Below are 16,628 nucleotides of genomic sequence, written 5' to 3' on the forward strand. Positions count from 1 at the left end.
CTTATTTCCCTCCTACTGTTCGATCAAACCATTGATTCATGCCACCACGTACATTCACTACATCGTAACCAGATTTCTTTAATTCTTTAGCTGCTTGTTTACTCCTCATCCCTGATTGACAAATCACATAGACGGTCTTTTCTTTGTCTCCATCATATCTGTTTATACTTTGTAATGGAACATTTTTAGCTCCTTTTATATGCCCACCCCGGTATTCTGCAGGTGTTCTAACATCAAGTAACGCTGGATTTTCCAAAAGTTTTTCCTTTAATTCTGGGACTGTTATCGATTTTATTGATTGAAATAGCAAACTCATTTTCTGCACCTCATTTACATTTTTATAAATACCTTACGGGGTATATTAAACAGGAGCTTTATTAATCTGTCAACCAGAATGACTCTTCATTTTTTTCACTACTTTTTATATTTGCATAAAATACCGATAAGGGGTATTATCTAATTATAAAAATAGAGGAGAATGTGTTATGGAGATTGAGAATAAAAATATCCTGAACCGTTTGAAACGTACAGAGGGACAAATTCGTGGTATCCAAAAAATGATCGAAGATGAAAAAGAATGTATGGATGTCATCACTCAATTAAGCGCTGTTCGTTCTAGTATTGATCGCGTAATGGGCATGATCGTTGCAGATAATCTGAAAAATTGCTTTGAGAAACCTGAGAGTAATCCAGAAGAACAAGCGGCTAAACTAGAACAAGCGATCAAGATGATTATTAAAAAGTAAAGGAATGATTTCAATGAAAGTCGTTTTCCATATTGATGAATTAGAAAAATGGTCAGAAACAAGGAAAAACGTAAAAAACCTGATAAAAGCTTCTCCAGAAACAACGATTGTCGTATCTGTAAACGGCATCGCGATTACCGGGTATCTTGACAATGCCAATGCAGAATTCCTGGATTTGGAAGGAGTCGTTTTTCACGCTTGCGCCAATGCTATGCGTGCTAATCATATTTCAGAAAGTTCTTTACCTGAACAAGTAATCGTTGTACCAGCAGGTGTCCTTGATTTAGTTGAACTGCAATCCCAAGGTTATGCTTATATCAAGCCTTAGTCAGTAGAGGTTGCGACAGAAGTGATCAGCTTCAAGAAATAAGAAGGAATTTACGAAAATTGCTTCTCAAATTTTTGTGAAATTTCGGCTTATTTTTCGAAGAAGCTACTTCTAGAAGCTACTTCTGGAAAACCATGAATCAGAGGTTGTGAAAAAGCTGTCCTGCATCAAGTAATAAGAACAGCCAAACAAAAATAGCTTCTCATATTTTTCATTTGGTTGGGCTTATTACCGCAGATGCAAGCTTTTGAATACCGTTTAAGGAAGAGGTTGTGAAATCAGTGGTTTAACCTAAGTATTAGAGAAAAAAACGGGAAAATAGCTCCTCATATTTTGCCGTTTTTTGAGCTAATACCGAAGGTCAGCTGATTGAACACCGTTTAAGGAAGAGGTTGTGAAAAAGTCGCTTAGTTTCGAGTAGTAAGAAAAATTTTGTGAAAATGGCTTTCTACATTTTTGCATAAATTTGGCTTAATACCGAGAAACTGGCTTTTGAATACCGTTTACCCAGAGGTTGTGAGCCTACCATTTAACTCCGAATCACAAGAAATAATTTCAAAAACAACTTCTCCTGTTTTTGGTTTGGTTGGCTTATTATCGAGAAGTAGCTACTGGGAATCTATTTATCAAAAAAAGGAGTGCGACATAGGTCACACCCCTTTTTTATTTTCTTTGAAACATCTTTCGGTACTCGACAGCATACAAGACAAAAGATTGTAAAAGACCGTAAGTGATGACGGCAAAAATGACTCTCACCCACAGCGTTGGTAATTCCGGGAAAAGCAGCAAAAGGATCATGCCAACATAGATGACAGCAGTCGCTACTTTGCCATACCACTTCGCTCCACTTAATTTGATATTTTTAGATAGCCCGATTAATCCAGCTACAAACATAAAGCCTTCTTTTATCAAGAATAGACCAAACAACAGCCAAAGCCACGGTCGATACCATGCCATAGACAAAATCAGAAAAAGTTGTGTCAATTTATCTGCAAACGGATCAAGCACCTTCCCTAAGTCTGTTACCTGATTATATCTCCGAGCAATGACCCCATCTAGATAATCAGACAAACCTGAGACAACAATGACCGCTCCTGCTATATAAAATGACTGTCTCAGCACAAAATAAAGATAAATCGGCAGCAAAAAAATACGGAATATCGATAAAAGATTTGGAATCGTTTGTATTTCTCTACGCCAGTCTGTGCTTAATTTCATTTTATCGCCTCACCTCCTCAGCACTCTTTTCTTTTTATTTTAGCTTACACGGAGAATAAAACCAATGTATTTCACTGTTTTTATTTTTCTTTACAGCCACTGATATTATGAGCTAATTTGAGATAATCACTTGCTGTTTTCATCGTTTACTCTTCTTTTTTCCTGTCGTTTGCGCATTTCTTTTACTAGTACTTTATGTGCTTTTTTTGATCCTCGCTCTAGGTCACGCTGCCGTTTGCGTGTTTTATAATCGATAAACAGACTGTCTAAATCGTAACCTGTCGGGTACAGATCTTCTGCTGAACGCACCAGACGAACACGCTGACGAGACACGTGGATCATTTTTTTGTCTAAATATACATCAATCGTATCTTCACCTATATCCTCATAAACCAACGCTTCTTTTTGGTATTCATTCACAAATATTCGATCACCTTTTGCAAAGAGCTGGCGTTCTTTTTTATTGTTATCCCTATTTATAACTGCTGTCTTAGGAGGAAATTCTTTTTTCTGTGTCCGATAGGCTTTTTCCGCCAAGTAACGCTCTGCTTGCTGGATCAATTTTATAGACATATCCATTTTATGAGCAATCCATAATGCCTGGCTTTCTCCTGTTTCTCCAACCCGCAATTGATATTTAGGCTGAAGTGCTTCCCGATCGAAAGCCATAGCAGCCGGCACAAAATCTTCATGATCTCCGGCGAATTTCTTGATTTCTCCATAATGGGTCGTGGCAATGATCAATGCCCCTTGCTCATACATAGATTCCATGATTGCGATAGCTAGTGCAGCCCCTTCATTTGGCTCTGTTCCACTACCAATCTCATCCAAAAGTACCAATGTATTCCTTTTTATCTTTTTCAAAATAGCAGCGATGTTTTGTATATGACCAGAAAATGTACTCAACGCATTTTCTAAATTTTGGTGATCACCGATATCGACGAAAACCTCATCAAAGACTGCAAGCTCCGTCCCTTCTTTTGCCGGAACTTGCATGCCGAACATCGCCATCAAAGTCAATAAACCGACCGTCTTCAACACGACTGTTTTGCCGCCGGCATTTGCTCCGGTGATAATCAAACCTCGATAGTCTTTACCGATTTCAACATCCAATGGTACCGCATGATCAGGTAAAAATGGATGTCTGCCTTGTTTGATGACGATATGTTCTGATTTATTGATTTTAGGCGTGATCCCATTGATTTCTCGGCTAAATTTTGCCCGAGCAAAAATGATATCTAATACCGTCATCGTTTCGATCAATAAGTCGATTGCTTCTTCATTTTCTGCAATAGCACCAGTCAATGCAGCCAGAACTTGATATTCTTCACTGATTTCTTCAGCTTTTAACAACTGATAGAGTTCATTCAATTTAGAAATCACAGTTGGTTCAATAAAAACCGTCGTTTTTTTATTTGATTCATCGATAATCGTTCCATCTATTTTATTTTTATAGCTGGCTTTGATAGGAATCGTATAGTATTCGCCTTTTTGAACAATCATTGCTTCTTGGATCATTTCTTTGTTTTTCGGATGACGCAAGAATTTCAGCAATTTTGACTGGATTTCTTTTTCGATTAGTTGTAATTGTTTGCGTACTTTACGCAAATTGCGTGAAGCATCGTCACTGACTTTATTATTTTTTATTTTCTGGTCAATCAACTCTTCTACATTTATCAAATCAGGAAGATGTTTGCTATAAACAAACAACAAAGGTGCCTGGTATTGATTCTTATCAAAAAACTTTGTGATCATCCGACTGCTTCTTAGAAAATCTGCATATTCGATCAAATCAGCGGGCGACAGAACCAACCCTTTTTTGACTTGTTCTGTCAGTGCATCGATCCTCGGCAATCCCATAAATGGAACATGCTGACTACTTTCTAAGATCAAGCGTGCTTCTCTTGTTTCTTCTTGACGGTCCAAGACAGTTTGTAGGTTTGTCGAGATTGTCATATCGCTGATTCGTTTTTTGCTATAGTTTCCAATCGCTCTTGCTTGAATTTCTTTTTTGATCCGATCAAATTGTAATTGACTAATCATTTCGTTGTTCATACTCTCTCCTTTTCTTGAAGAGATACCTGTCCCAAAATAAATAAGGGCCTAGAGATAAATAAAAGGATAGAACACAGCTTAAAAAAGTCATGTCCTATCCTCATTAGAATACAAAGATATTGTTTTTCTGACAGGTACCGTTTCATAAGCACGCCAAATAAACCTTGTTTATTGGCTATTCGACTTACTGATTAGATACCAGCTACACTCACAAAACATTCCCCATTCTTCTAGGTCTTATTTATTTTCCACTTAACTATAGCAAGACACACTTTGGTTGTCAAACCTTAGAATAAAACCGTGCAAAAAAAGGAACTGTGACAAAATTCGTGTCAAAGTCCCTTATTCCGAATAAACGGTGTTCTCCTGCCAACTCCTCGGTCACAAGTCACAATATTCATCAAACATGAGAAGCTGTTTTTTGAAATTGTTCCTTGTGACTCGGAGCTGAACGGCAGGCTCACGACCTCTTTCTTAAACGGTGTTCTATCAGCTGACCCTCGGTATTAGCTCAAAAACCGGCAAAATATGAGGAACTATTTTTCCATTTGTTTCTCTAATACTCAGGACAAAACGCTGCTTTCACAACCTCTTCCTTAAACGGTGTTCAAAAGCTTGCATCTGCGGCAATAAGCCCAACCAAACGAAAAATATAAGGAGCTATTTTTGTTTAGCTGTTCTTATTACTTGATGCAGGGCAGCTTTTTCACAACCTCTGATTCACGGTATTCCAGAAGTAGCTTCTTCGAAACATAAGATGATATTTCACAAAAATTTGAGAAGCAATTTTCGTAAATTCCTTCTTATTTCTTGAAGCTAACCACTTCTGTCATAACCTCTTTTATAGATTTACACCATTAATGAATAGACACCTACAGCGATAATTGCTCCGATCATTGGCCCTGCAATTGGTACCCATGAATATGCCCAATCTGAAGTACCTTTATTAGCTATTGGCAATACCGCATGAGCTAATCGAGGACCAAAGTCCCGAGCAGGGTTGATTGCATATCCTGTTGGCCCTCCTAATGAAAGACCGATTGCCAAGATTAATCCGCCTACAGCGAATACGTTCGTTCCAGGTGCAAATTCGTTTTGTCCAAAAGCTAGCAACCCAAGAACTAATACAAATGTACCAATTAATTCTGTGATCACATTTGCTGGATAATTCCGTATAGCAGGGCCTGTTGCAAACGTTCCTAAAATCGCGCTTTCATCTTTCGTTGCATTCCAATGTGGCAAATAAGAAAGCCAAACAAGAATAGCCCCTGCAAAAGCTCCTAAAACTTGTGCAATGATGAAAGGAACGACGAGATTCCAACTAATTGCCCCTGTCATTGCCATAGCTAGAGAGACTGCAGGATTCAAATGAGCTGGGCCCATGAACCCAGAAATATAGACAGCCATTGTTACAGCGAGTCCCCATCCAAATGCGATAACAATCCAGCCAGAAGCCTGTGCTTTACTTTTGTTTAAATTCACAGCCGCACACACACCATCTCCAAGCAAAACTAGGATCAGTGTCCCAATAAACTCCCCCATGATTTGAGTCATATCACTGTTCATTTATTTCTCCCCCTTTAGTTCCCGCAGATCTGATTCTGCAATCAATGCCTCTAAACGTTTAGTCTGTTGTGCCTTCTCCTCTTCTGTCCATTCAAAATACCCAGCAATTGCATCGATCACAGGTTGCTTGATCTCATCAAGCTGATCTCGTTCAAACAACAGATGATTCGTACGACGAATGAGATAATCGCCTGGGGCCAAAACCATTTCTTCTTCTAATCCATAACGTAACCGAGCTGACTCAGCAAGATTCAAACCAGGATAAGGTGCCATTTCTTTTGCTAATTCAAAGATACGTCGGGCATTAGTCCCGTAAAAATCAGCGATATAAGTAGCGTCTTCTTCCTCTAAACCGGCTGCTACTCCTTCTTTTGCCAATTCTGTTACTGTTTCTTCTAATTTCGTTGGATCGAAATTTCCACCTGAAATTTGATATTTTTTAGAATCGATTTCTTTCGTATCTATTCCGTATTCTTCTTTTAATAATTGGCGTATCAATCGCAAAGCTCCTTCTGCCATCTTACGGTAATCGGTGATTTTCCCACCAGATAAAGTCAGCAAACCATCTGGTTCTCTTTCTAAAGAACTACCTCTGGAAATCGTAGAAGGTGCTTTTTCATCACGGCTGTTTTCCAAATGGTTCAACACGTCTTCTACTTCAGCACGAGAAACTTTGTTTTCCTTATATTCACTTACTGTATCGACAACTTTATTGAAGCTCTTTTCTGAAATCGATCCATTATCTCCACCATTGTAATCAGAACCAGAATTACCAATCAACAGTGGACGAAGTCCTGCCCAGCTTGCTTCGATATCTTTCAATGTGATATTTGCTTCTGGATAGCGATGATTGATCACATCCAATAGATAATCTACATCTTCTTGTGTGACTTTCGGATCCGTAAAATCTCCTTGGTAATCCGTATCTGTCGTACCAAAGTAAGTCTTGTTTTCTCTTGGAATAGCAAAAACCATCCGCCCATCTTGCTTTCCTGTATCGAAGTATGTGGGTTGCGGTACAGGCAGTTTTTTCGCATCTACAACTAAATGGATCCCTTTAGTTGGACGCATTTTAGGAGAGACTGGACGCGTAAAATTCAAGTTTCGTACTTTATCTACCCAAGGACCACTCGTATTGATCACTAATTTTGCTTTGATTTCGATCACTTCATCTGTCAGCAGGTCACGAGCTTTGACGCCAACGATTTGATCGCCATCATATAAGAAGCCAATCGCTTTCATTTTACTTACTAGATAAGCCCCATCTTCGGCAGCCTTTTTGATATTATCAATCACTAAACGGGCATCATTGTTGCGGAAATCTAGATAGACACCCGCGCCTTTTAGCCCTTCTTTTTTCAAAAACGGTTCTCTTTCCAATACTTCTTCTGGTGTCAGCGTATAATTCTCATATTTAGTTCCTGTCACATTTGCCAATTTGTCATAAAGGTCCATTGCTACTTTGACCGAGAACATATTGAAGGTTGTTGCTCCTTCTCCCTCATAGATTGGCAAAAGCATTGGATCTGGTTTTGGGATGTGTGGGGCAATACTTTGTACGACTGCACGTTCACCAACTGTGTCAGCTACTACTTCCACATCAAATGTCTTCAGATAACGAATACCGCCATGAACAAGTTTGGTCGAGCGAGAGGAAGTCCCTTCTGCAAAATCCTGCATTTCGATCAATCCTGTTTTGATTCCTGATGCTGCTGACTGGACTGCCACACCGGCACCAGTGATTCCACCCCCGATGATCAACAGATCCAATTCTTCTTGCTGCATTTTTTGAATGCTATCTTGTCTTGTCTTGTTTGAAAACATATGGATTTCCTCCTTATTCAAATGCTTGGGTAGCTTTTACTGCTTTTTTCCAACCGTTGTAAAGTTTTTCCCGGCGCTCTTCCTCCATTTGAACTTCAAATAGCTTACCAGCTTCATAAAATTCACGGATCTCATCTGTATCTTTCCAATAGCCGACAGCTAATCCTGCTAAAAATGCTGCCCCTAGCGCCGTTGTTTCCAAGTTTTCTGCTCGTTGGATCGGTACATTCAAGATATCTGTTTGGAATTGCATCAGATATTCATTGTTTGCTGCACCGCCATCTACTTTCAATACAGGAATCTTGATTCCAGTGTCATCTTGCATCGTATCGATGATATCTCTCACTTGATAAGCAATCGATTGTAAAGTAGCTTTAATGATATCTTCTTTTGTCGTACCACGTGTCAAGCCAAACATAGCCCCTCGTGCCGCCTGATCCCAATAAGGAGCACCTAGCCCAACGAATGCAGGAACAACATAAACCTCATCTTCGCTTGTAGAGCGTTTCGCTGCGTCTTCTGAATCGCTAGCTTTTTGCAACATTTGAAGTCCATCTCTCAGCCATTGAATCGAAGAACCAGCCACAAAAATACTTCCTTCTAAAGCATAGTAAACCTTTCCATTTATGCCGTAACCAATTGTCGTCAATAAATTATTTTTGGATAATTGCGGTTTTTCACCGGTATTCATGACAATAAATGAACCTGTACCATAAGTATTCTTGACCATACCTGGTTCGAATGCCATTTGTCCGAATAATGCGGCTTGCTGGTCTCCTGCCATCCCTGAAATTGGTGCTTCGCTTCCATAAAAATGATAACCTTGCGTATAACCATAAACTTCTGAGTTAGAAGTGACTTTTGGTAACATCACTCGAGGAATATTTAGTAAATCTAAAATCTCCTGATCCCAATCTAGATGATGGATATTGAACAACATCGTCCGGCTGGCATTCGAGTAATCAGTAACATGCGCTTGTCCATCGGTTAGTTTCCATACTAACCAAGAATCGATCGTTCCAAACATCAATTCGCCTTTTTCAGCTCGTTCTTGCGCGCCTTCTACATGATCAAGAATCCAGCGTATCTTCGTTGCTGAGAAGTAGGCATCGATCACTAACCCTGTTTTTTCGTGGAAAAATTCTTGATAGCCTTCATTTTTTAAGTTATCTGCAATTCCAGCTGACTGTCTGGATTGCCAAACAACTGCATGATAGATTGGACGTCCTGTATCTTTTTCCCATATTACTGTTGTTTCACGCTGGTTCGTTATGCCAATCCCAGCAATCTGATTTGGTTTGATCCCTGATTCGATGAAAGCCCCGGCGATAACTGACTGTACAGAATTCCAGATTTCATTTGCATCATGTTCCACCCAACTTTCTTGCGGGAAATATTGCGTGAACTCTTTTTGAGAACTACCGATGTGTCTTCCTTTCTTGTCAAAGATAATTGCTCGTGAGCTAGTTGTACCTTGGTCAATCGCCATGATATACGTTGATTCTGTCATTGTGATTCCCTCCATTATATGCAAACGCTTTCTTTAACTACTCTTATCATACTACTGTTTTAAAAAAAGAAACTGTCAAAATTTTATTCTTTTTTTCTTTTTTTGACAGTTTTTTATTATGAAGCTATTTTTTAATCAATTCTTTTCTTTTTTCAGCGTCTCTATTCTTCTTTTCAATCGAATAATGTCGTAAGGTGACGCAAATTCTGACAGATAATATTCACACTGTTTTTTGTTTCTCTGGCAAAATGTGATCACCAAATCATATTCTTTACCTTCTTCATAACTTCCAATCTCAATGCCGCCGATTCCCCTCAGTTCTCTGATCAGATATTGTTGAAAAGCAATACGATAAATCGGCAGACTTTCTAAATCGATTCCAATCACTACTGGTTTTGCAATATAAAAATCGATCATCAAAAGAACATTGGCATACTGGATCATCAGGTAACTAAGTTCACTGTCTTCAGCTCTTTTCCTCGGCAATTGCTGCACCGCTGTTTCCTGTAATTTCGCCAGTAACTGTGTTAAGGAGTGCCCAAGCATTTTCTGCTGCTGTTCCAAAAGCCGATCACGCTCGTAGACTTCGATCTTTCCAACAAAGAAAAACCATTCATTGTTGATCTGGGAAATTTGGTAGCCTACTGCCTTTTCTTCTTTGATTTTCAAACGACGAGGACGATAATGCCATAACATCGTTTCCCGAATGTAAGTATCTAAAACAGCGGTTGGTAACTTTTTGCTCCGTGTCAAATCATACTGATAAAATATTTCTTCGTCTACTATCGAAAAAGAAACAAAAAAGCTGTAAAACATCATTGTTTCGTATACATTCAGTTCTGCTGCTGTTCGACTAAGATGCATCACGATGATTGGATCGATTGCTTGATAAAGCCGGTCCGACTGATAGAGTAATTTCTTTTCTTTCAAAGTTGCGTACGTACTTTTTTCATTCAATAGTCTTTTTTTCGTAATCCCGAGCCAGCAAGCAATCTGTGCTTCTGCTGATGCCGTAAACGTTGTTTCTAATACACGGTCCAATCCTAGAATGAACGGTCTTTTTTCTGGTGTATTTTGCAAAAAAAGCGGTCGCTGATCTTCCGGGATATATTGGAATAGTTCATAATAAAAATATCGAATCTGTAGCTCTTCTCCGTATAATTGACCGTTTTTGATTTGTAATCCAAATTCCTCTAAGAGCTGGTTCAATTCTTTGATCTTTCGAAAAACAGAAGACTCACTGATATTAAACGCTGTCGCTAATCGAACGATGGATACTTGTTGATGTTCTAATAAATAGACGAGCATCTTAAACTTCAAGCTTTCCTGCAATAAAAACAATAGAATTTTTTCCAAACTTACATCTTCGTCCAACACAAGCAGCGCCTGATACTCATTTCGCTGTACTTCTACTTTTTTTTCCATCATTCGGCCAATCAATTCAATATCTTCCAAATATTGATCAAACGAGGCTTTTGACAATTGGACATGCTCTCTCAAACCATTGATAGAGGCTGTTCCCCCTTGCAGAACAAGGTTTCGCAAAATCAGGATCTGTAACTGCTCTTTTCTTTCTAATAATGCTTCAATCTTCATAGGCAGTATTCGCCACCTTTGACCACACCATATCTGGCACACGGTATTCTGGCTGGAAAAATAGCTCATGTTCTTCTAACTGTTCAAACGTCCATCCTTCTTCTACTGCAATTGTCAGTTGGTCAAGAAGGTGGAACATCTCTTTTTTGCTTTGGAGCTGTGCTCCAAGAATCTTTTTTTCAGAATCAAATAGAAATTTGAGTTTAACTTTGCTTTGATTTATTGCTGTAAGCTTATATTCTACGTATCCTGTTTCAATTTTTTGGGGATAAAAAATGCTCTCTTCTTCTGTCAAACCTACGCTTCCTAAGAAATAGCCAAACCACTGATTGCCGACTGGACGATAGGTTCCCTGATCCTTTGTCTGTGAGCCACTAATTGTCTTGCTGACATTTCGTGCTGTACGGACAGCGTTATTTACTAGAGAAACATACATTTTTTCATTTGTTGGACGAAAAGTTACTTGGATCGCATCGCCAATCGCATAGACGTCTTTTTGAGACGTTTGCAAGTAGTCATCTACCCAGATCGTTCCATCATCATTCAATGTTAATTGTTCTTCCCACATCTGATTGTCGGGGCGAGAATGATTAGCCAGCAAAACAAGATCATAGTTCTCCTTTCTTTTTTCCGTCTCTACAATAGCGGTTTCATTTTCGGTCAAAGACACAACTTGTTCTTCTAAAAAAAGTAAAAGCCCTTGATTTTTCATTTCCTTTACTAACGGTTCTGTCATTTCAGGATCTAGATAACGAAAAAGAATTGACTTTCGGCTTTCGTAAAGATGGATTTGTTTTTTTCTTGATGCCAAACCTTCAGCTATTTCGATTCCTGCTTGTCCTGCACCAATAATTGCAATTTTCTTTGCATTCATGATCTTTTGCTGAAGAGCCGTTACGTTTTGTATCTTTTTAACTGGGTGAATAAGCGTTGCTTCTGCAGAAATATTTCGAAACTTTTGATTTGAACCAGTCGCTAGAATCAAACGATCAAAATCCAATTTTTCTCCTTCTGCTAAAACGACTTTTTTTTCTTTCAATCCTATTACTGTCTTTTCTGTGTAAACATGGATTCGATAGCGGTCAGTCAGTTCTTCTTTCGTGATCCAAGAAAGTTGTTTTTCACTGGTGACCTTTCCTTTTAATATCAGATTGAACCCGCTGGGAATCCATCCTAACTTCGATTGCTTTTCAATCAAATATATTTCACTTGTTGGCATCAATTGGCGAAGATAAATAGCCGCATGAATCCCTGCAAACGACCCGCCGACAATTACAATGTTCATCTGCATTCCTCTTTCTTATAAGGTGTTCTACTGCTAACTTCTCAATCAGAAAACACAGTATTCATAACTCGCTTTCAACCTTATGATACATAGCGATGCAGCAGAATCAACCCTCTCCATCATACCGTGTTCTAGGTCTGCTTCTCAATAATATACTAGTGGACCTAATTGAAGAGTATCATTTCTAAAGAGATGTTTCAAAAAATGTACTCTTATAAAAGAAAAAAACTCGCCTTTTACGTACCTCTGTCCAAATAGGAAACAAAAAAGAACGAAAAGACGAGTTTTAGTGTGTGTAATGTAATAGTTAGAATAGACACATCATTTTTATGCTGATAATTTTTAATTCTTTAATGCTTCAACAACTGCTTCGCCTAATTGATGAGCAGATTGAGGATTTTGCCCTGTAAGAAGTCGCCCATCAATTTGAACCACTTCTGAAAAAGCTCCACCAGACTGATAGTTTGCTCCTTTTTCTTTCAAAGCATCTTCTGCTAAGAATGGTACTTCATTCGTTGTACCATTTGCTTCCTCTTCTTCATTACTGAACCCAGTCACTGTACGTCCAGCTAAAATAGATTTTCCAGACTCATCTGTAACTGGCAACAATCCTACAACACCGTGACAAACAGCTGAGACCAGCCCTTCATTTCGATAGATTTGTGAAGCGACTTTCCCAAGATCTATTGCTTCTGGAAAATCCCACATTGTTCCGTGGCCACCAGCATAATAAACCGCTGCATAATCATTTGCATCCACATCATCAGGACGTAATGTACTTCCTAAAGCTCGATTTCTAAAATCTTCATCTTTGTAATACGTCCAATCGATTTCATCCATATTCAAAACACTTTGTGGTTCTAAAGGAACATATCCGCCTTTAGGACTGACAAAGTCTGCTTCAATCCCATTTTTTACTAATACATCATAAAAATGAGTGAGTTCACTTAACCATAAACCTGTAGGTCGCTCGATCTTTTCGTACTTTTCTACATTTGTTAATACGATCAATACTTTCATTTTCCCATCCTCTTTCTATAAAAATTGCGTTATTGATAACGTGCTTTCAAGAAATTATATAATGGACTTGGCAAATAAAGCTCTTTATATGCTTCTTCGAAGGGTTTCGTTACAAATTCATCCTCACGATTCTCAAATAGTTTTTCTGCCCAATCCGGATCGACGATCATTTGCTGTCCAACTGCTGCAAGTTCTGCATATTTCAATACCTGCTCTACATCTTCGCGATTGCGGATCCCACCGACACCAACCAAAGGGATCTTTCCTTGAATCGTGTTATGGACCACTTCAAGAATCGATTTATCGTTGTATTTATCAGAACGAGCTATTCGATCATACATATTTAATGAAACATGCAGATAATCTAGTTTTGACTCGCGTAATCGTTCAAGAAGCCAGATCGTGTCTTCAAAACGGATACTTGGTGTTTCATATTCTTCTGGTGAGAAACGATACCCTACGATGAATGGTTTTTTAGCATATTTTTCAACCGCTGAGAAAACCGTTGTTAATAATTCTTCAATAAAACGATAGCGATTTTCCAAGCTACCGCCCCATTGATCCTCTCGTCTATTCGAATGCGGAGAGAAAAATTGTTGGATCAAATACGTATTTGCTCCATGCAACTCGATTCCATCAAATCCTGATTCAATCGCTCTACGTGTGGCTTTGCCAAATGCTTGGATTGTTTCAACGATTTCTTCTTCACTCATTGCTCGTGGTGTTTCCGCATCAGGACGTTTTGCTGCAACTGCACTTGCAGATACAGGCTGTTCTCCAGATAAAGTTGCTCGACTAGTCATTCGTCCACCGTGGAAAATCTGAATAATCGCTTTTGCGCCTTCTCCTTGGATTGCTTTCGCTAGCTCACTTAACCGAGGAATCATTTCATCATGAGCGATGCTCAGTTCACCTGGCCAACCTTTTCCGATATCTTGGACATTTGCAGCACCAGTAATAACAGCACCAAGACCTTTAGAACGTTGTTTATAATAAGTGATCTCATCTTCGGTGATCACTCCATTGAAAAAGCTGAGTTGTGTCGTCATAGGCGACAGCATCAATCGGTTCTTCAATTGAACTCCTGAAGGTAAAGTAATTGATTGATCAAATTGTGACATTGTCATTCCTCCCATAATTCGCTCTTATTAACCTATCGAGAATCATCTATCATTAAACCACTCGGTTAGTTGTACATGCAACTAATTTGCTTAAAAAATTTTATTTTTTTTGTAACTTATCTGTTGCATCATTCATTGTCTGGGCTAATTCTTTACTTGCTTCATTTCCCAAAACTGCTTTGTATGACTGATGAAGTTCTTCCCAGCTACCATCGACTTCCTTAGCAAATTGGCGTCCTTGTTCTGTAAGATAAACTAATGACAAGCGACCTTCGCTAACTGTTTTGACGTATCCTTTATATTCTAATTTTTCAACAAAACGAGCAATCGTTGATGGGGCGGAATAGAGCATTTGTGCAATATCTTTTTGTGGTATTCCGTCTTTTTCTTTTAATATCAATAAAATAAAACCATAAGTTGGTGCCAGACCTGTCCTTCTAAACGCTTCATCAGCTAATTTATTCAACATGCGATCTAGCTTTTTCACGCTAAAGAAAAGACATTCATCTAACGCTTTTTCAATTGGCTTTTCCATTTCATCCCCTCCATTGGCGTACATATCATAGTATGATTTTTGTTTTTTGTCAAAAAACACGGAGTAATGACCGCCTCCTCTGTTTAGTTTTGAGAAAAAGAAGTTGTGACAAAAAATGTGTCACAACCTCTCGGTAATACGTTTCAATCAAATAAGCTTTTCTTTATTTACTTCCACCACAAATGCTTCATATGGTCGTAACTCGACTTTGCCGTCTGGTAACTGTTTCAGAGGATAATTTGACACAATAATCCTTAAAGCTTCACGTGGAACAGTGAACACCTGTTTTTCACTGGACATATTGCAAACAACGAGCCATTGCTGGTCTTCATATATGCGAGAATAGGCAAAGACATGCTCAGGCGTCTTTTCCACTAATTCATAGTCTCCCCAGACGATGATGTCATATTTTCTACGCAAATCGATCAATTTCTTGTACATATAAAAAACAGAATCTTGATCTGCTAACGCTTCTTCTGCATTGATTTCTTTATAATTTGGATTGACTCGAAGCCATGGAATTCCAGTAGTAAACCCAGCATGTTCACGGGCGTTCCATTGCATAGGCGTCCTAGCATTGTCTCTTCCTTTCGCATTGATTGATTCCAAGATTTCCTCTTTTGTAAATCCAGAAGAAATCCTTTCGTTATACATATTGATTGTCTCAATATCTTTTGCTTCCGCGATATCATCGATTGGGCAATTCGTCATGCCTAACTCTTCTCCTTGATAGATATAAGGGGTGCCTTTCATCATATGGAGCAAGATAGCAAACATCTTGGCACTTTCTTTTCGATACACATCGTCATTTCCCCAACGAGAAACAATTCGCGGAAGATCGTGATTATTCCAAAATAAACTATTCCATCCTTCATCACCTAAAGATGTTTGCCATTTGGATAATACTTTTTTCAGTTCAGAGATACTCAAGGGTTTCAAATCCCATTTGTCTTTGCCTTCTTGCTGATCTAATCCTATGTGTTCGAATTGGAAGACCATGGATAATTCATTTCTTTTAGGATTGGAATAAAGTTTAGCGATTTCGGTAGTTGCTCCCCATGTTTCGCCAACAGTCATCAGATTTTTGTCACCAAAAGTTGCTTGATTCATTTCCTGAAGATACTCATGCAGTTTAGGTCCATTACTTGTGATTTCTTTATCCGGTTCTTTGCCAATCATATCGATCACGTCCATACGAAAGCCACCAATACCTTTATCGATCCAGAAATTCATCATTTGATAAATCTCTTGGCGAACCTGTTTATTTTTCCAATTCAAATCAGGTTGATGCTTGCTATACAAGTGCAGAAAATATTGCCCCGTTTTTTCATCCAACTGCCAAGCAGAACCACTGAATATTGAGCGCAATCTATTAGGCTCTTTTCCATTGACCGGATCACGCCAAATATAATAGTCCCGATAAGGATTTTCTTTATTTTTACGGGCCTCAATGAACCACGGATGTTCATCAGAAGTATGATTCACCACCAGATCCATGATGATACGGATATTTCTTTTCTTTGCTTCTTCAATCAGTTCTTCCATTTCTTCCATCGTACCGAATTCTGCCATGATTGCTTGATAATTACTGATATCATACCCATTGTCATCATTCGGAGACTCGTATACTGGAGAAAGCCAAATTGCATCAATACCTAAATACGCCAGATAATCCAACCTGGAAATAATCCCCCGCAAATCTCCAATACCATCTTGATTTGAATCTTGAAAACTTCTTGGATAGATTTGATAAACAACTGAATGGTGCCACCATTTTTGTTCCATGATTTTCCTCCTATAAATGGATGTTTCTATTTTTTGCTT

14 protein-coding genes are annotated in these 16,628 nt (G+C 38.7%); 2 read left to right on the top strand and 12 right to left on the bottom strand.

The genetic code is table 11. The features are described 5' to 3' along the window. Window position 1: 1 nt before the first annotated feature. On the bottom strand, window positions 2-316 hold the full coding sequence (locus OS138_RS08160) for a rhodanese-like domain-containing protein (protein ID WP_113941819.1): 315 nt from the start codon (window positions 314-316) through the stop codon (window positions 2-4). A 169-nt stretch (window positions 317-485) separates the two neighbouring features. Here OS138_RS08160 and OS138_RS08165 point away from each other — a divergent pair, with 169 nt between their 5' ends. Next, on the top strand, window positions 486-746 hold the full coding sequence (locus tag OS138_RS08165) for a metal-sensitive transcriptional regulator (protein ID WP_113941818.1): 261 nt from the start codon (window positions 486-488) through the stop codon (window positions 744-746). A gap of 13 nt (window positions 747-759) precedes the next feature. Next, entirely contained in the window at window positions 760-1,074 is a 315-nt protein-coding gene (locus tag OS138_RS08170) for a DsrE family protein (RefSeq protein WP_113941817.1), read from the top strand. 663 nt (window positions 1,075-1,737) lie between these two features. On the opposite strand, the gene OS138_RS08175 is transcribed toward OS138_RS08170, so the two are convergent. From OS138_RS08175 to OS138_RS08225, 11 genes are all read right to left on the bottom strand, one after another. After that, a complete protein-coding gene (locus tag OS138_RS08175; protein WP_113941816.1) occupies window positions 1,738-2,292 on the bottom strand; it encodes a CDP-alcohol phosphatidyltransferase family protein in 555 nt (184 codons plus the stop codon). A 126-nt stretch (window positions 2,293-2,418) separates the two neighbouring features. Continuing rightward, window positions 2,419-4,347 (bottom strand): endonuclease MutS2, encoded by a 1,929-nt coding sequence (locus tag OS138_RS08180; protein WP_325069981.1) that lies wholly within the window; start codon window positions 4,345-4,347, stop codon window positions 2,419-2,421. A gap of 849 nt (window positions 4,348-5,196) precedes the next feature. Further along, complete coding sequence (locus tag OS138_RS08185) at window positions 5,197-5,913, bottom strand: MIP/aquaporin family protein (RefSeq protein WP_002292560.1); 717 nt, start codon at window positions 5,911-5,913, stop codon at window positions 5,197-5,199. Beyond that, a complete protein-coding gene (glpO, locus tag OS138_RS08190) occupies window positions 5,914-7,737 on the bottom strand; it encodes a type 1 glycerol-3-phosphate oxidase (protein WP_113941814.1) in 1,824 nt (607 codons plus the stop codon). A gap of 13 nt (window positions 7,738-7,750) precedes the next feature. Then, on the bottom strand, window positions 7,751-9,247 hold the full coding sequence (gene glpK / locus OS138_RS08195; protein WP_086324436.1) for a glycerol kinase GlpK: 1,497 nt from the start codon (window positions 9,245-9,247) through the stop codon (window positions 7,751-7,753). Window positions 9,248-9,382: 135 nt separating this feature from the next. Then, the gene (locus OS138_RS08200) at window positions 9,383-10,843 is read right to left on the bottom strand and encodes a helix-turn-helix domain-containing protein (protein ID WP_002296783.1); all 1,461 of its coding nucleotides are present in this window, start codon (window positions 10,841-10,843) and stop codon (window positions 9,383-9,385) included. Continuing rightward, window positions 10,833-12,128: an FAD-dependent oxidoreductase gene (locus tag OS138_RS08205; RefSeq protein WP_002324354.1), complete on the bottom strand. Its 1,296-nt coding sequence runs from the start codon at window positions 12,126-12,128 to the stop codon at window positions 10,833-10,835. The genes OS138_RS08200 and OS138_RS08205 overlap by 11 nt, the downstream gene beginning before the upstream one ends. 342 nt (window positions 12,129-12,470) lie before the next feature. After that, the gene (locus OS138_RS08210; RefSeq protein WP_002317143.1) at window positions 12,471-13,148 is read right to left on the bottom strand and encodes a type 1 glutamine amidotransferase domain-containing protein; all 678 of its coding nucleotides are present in this window, start codon (window positions 13,146-13,148) and stop codon (window positions 12,471-12,473) included. Window positions 13,149-13,177: 29 nt separating this feature from the next. Then, window positions 13,178-14,269, bottom strand: coding sequence for an NADH-dependent flavin oxidoreductase (locus OS138_RS08215; protein WP_002324353.1), 1,092 nt, complete (start codon window positions 14,267-14,269; stop codon window positions 13,178-13,180). Between the two features lie 100 nt (window positions 14,270-14,369). Further along, entirely contained in the window at window positions 14,370-14,804 is a 435-nt protein-coding gene (locus tag OS138_RS08220; RefSeq protein WP_002294674.1) for a MarR family winged helix-turn-helix transcriptional regulator, read from the bottom strand. A gap of 147 nt (window positions 14,805-14,951) precedes the next feature. Beyond that, window positions 14,952-16,589: a glycoside hydrolase family 13 protein gene (locus OS138_RS08225; protein WP_325069982.1), complete on the bottom strand. Its 1,638-nt coding sequence runs from the start codon at window positions 16,587-16,589 to the stop codon at window positions 14,952-14,954. Window positions 16,590-16,628 lie beyond the last annotated feature (39 nt).

Source organism: Enterococcus sp. E5-37 (assembly GCF_035726925.1).
Taxonomy (GTDB): Bacteria; Bacillota; Bacilli; order Lactobacillales; family Enterococcaceae; genus Enterococcus_B; species Enterococcus_B faecium.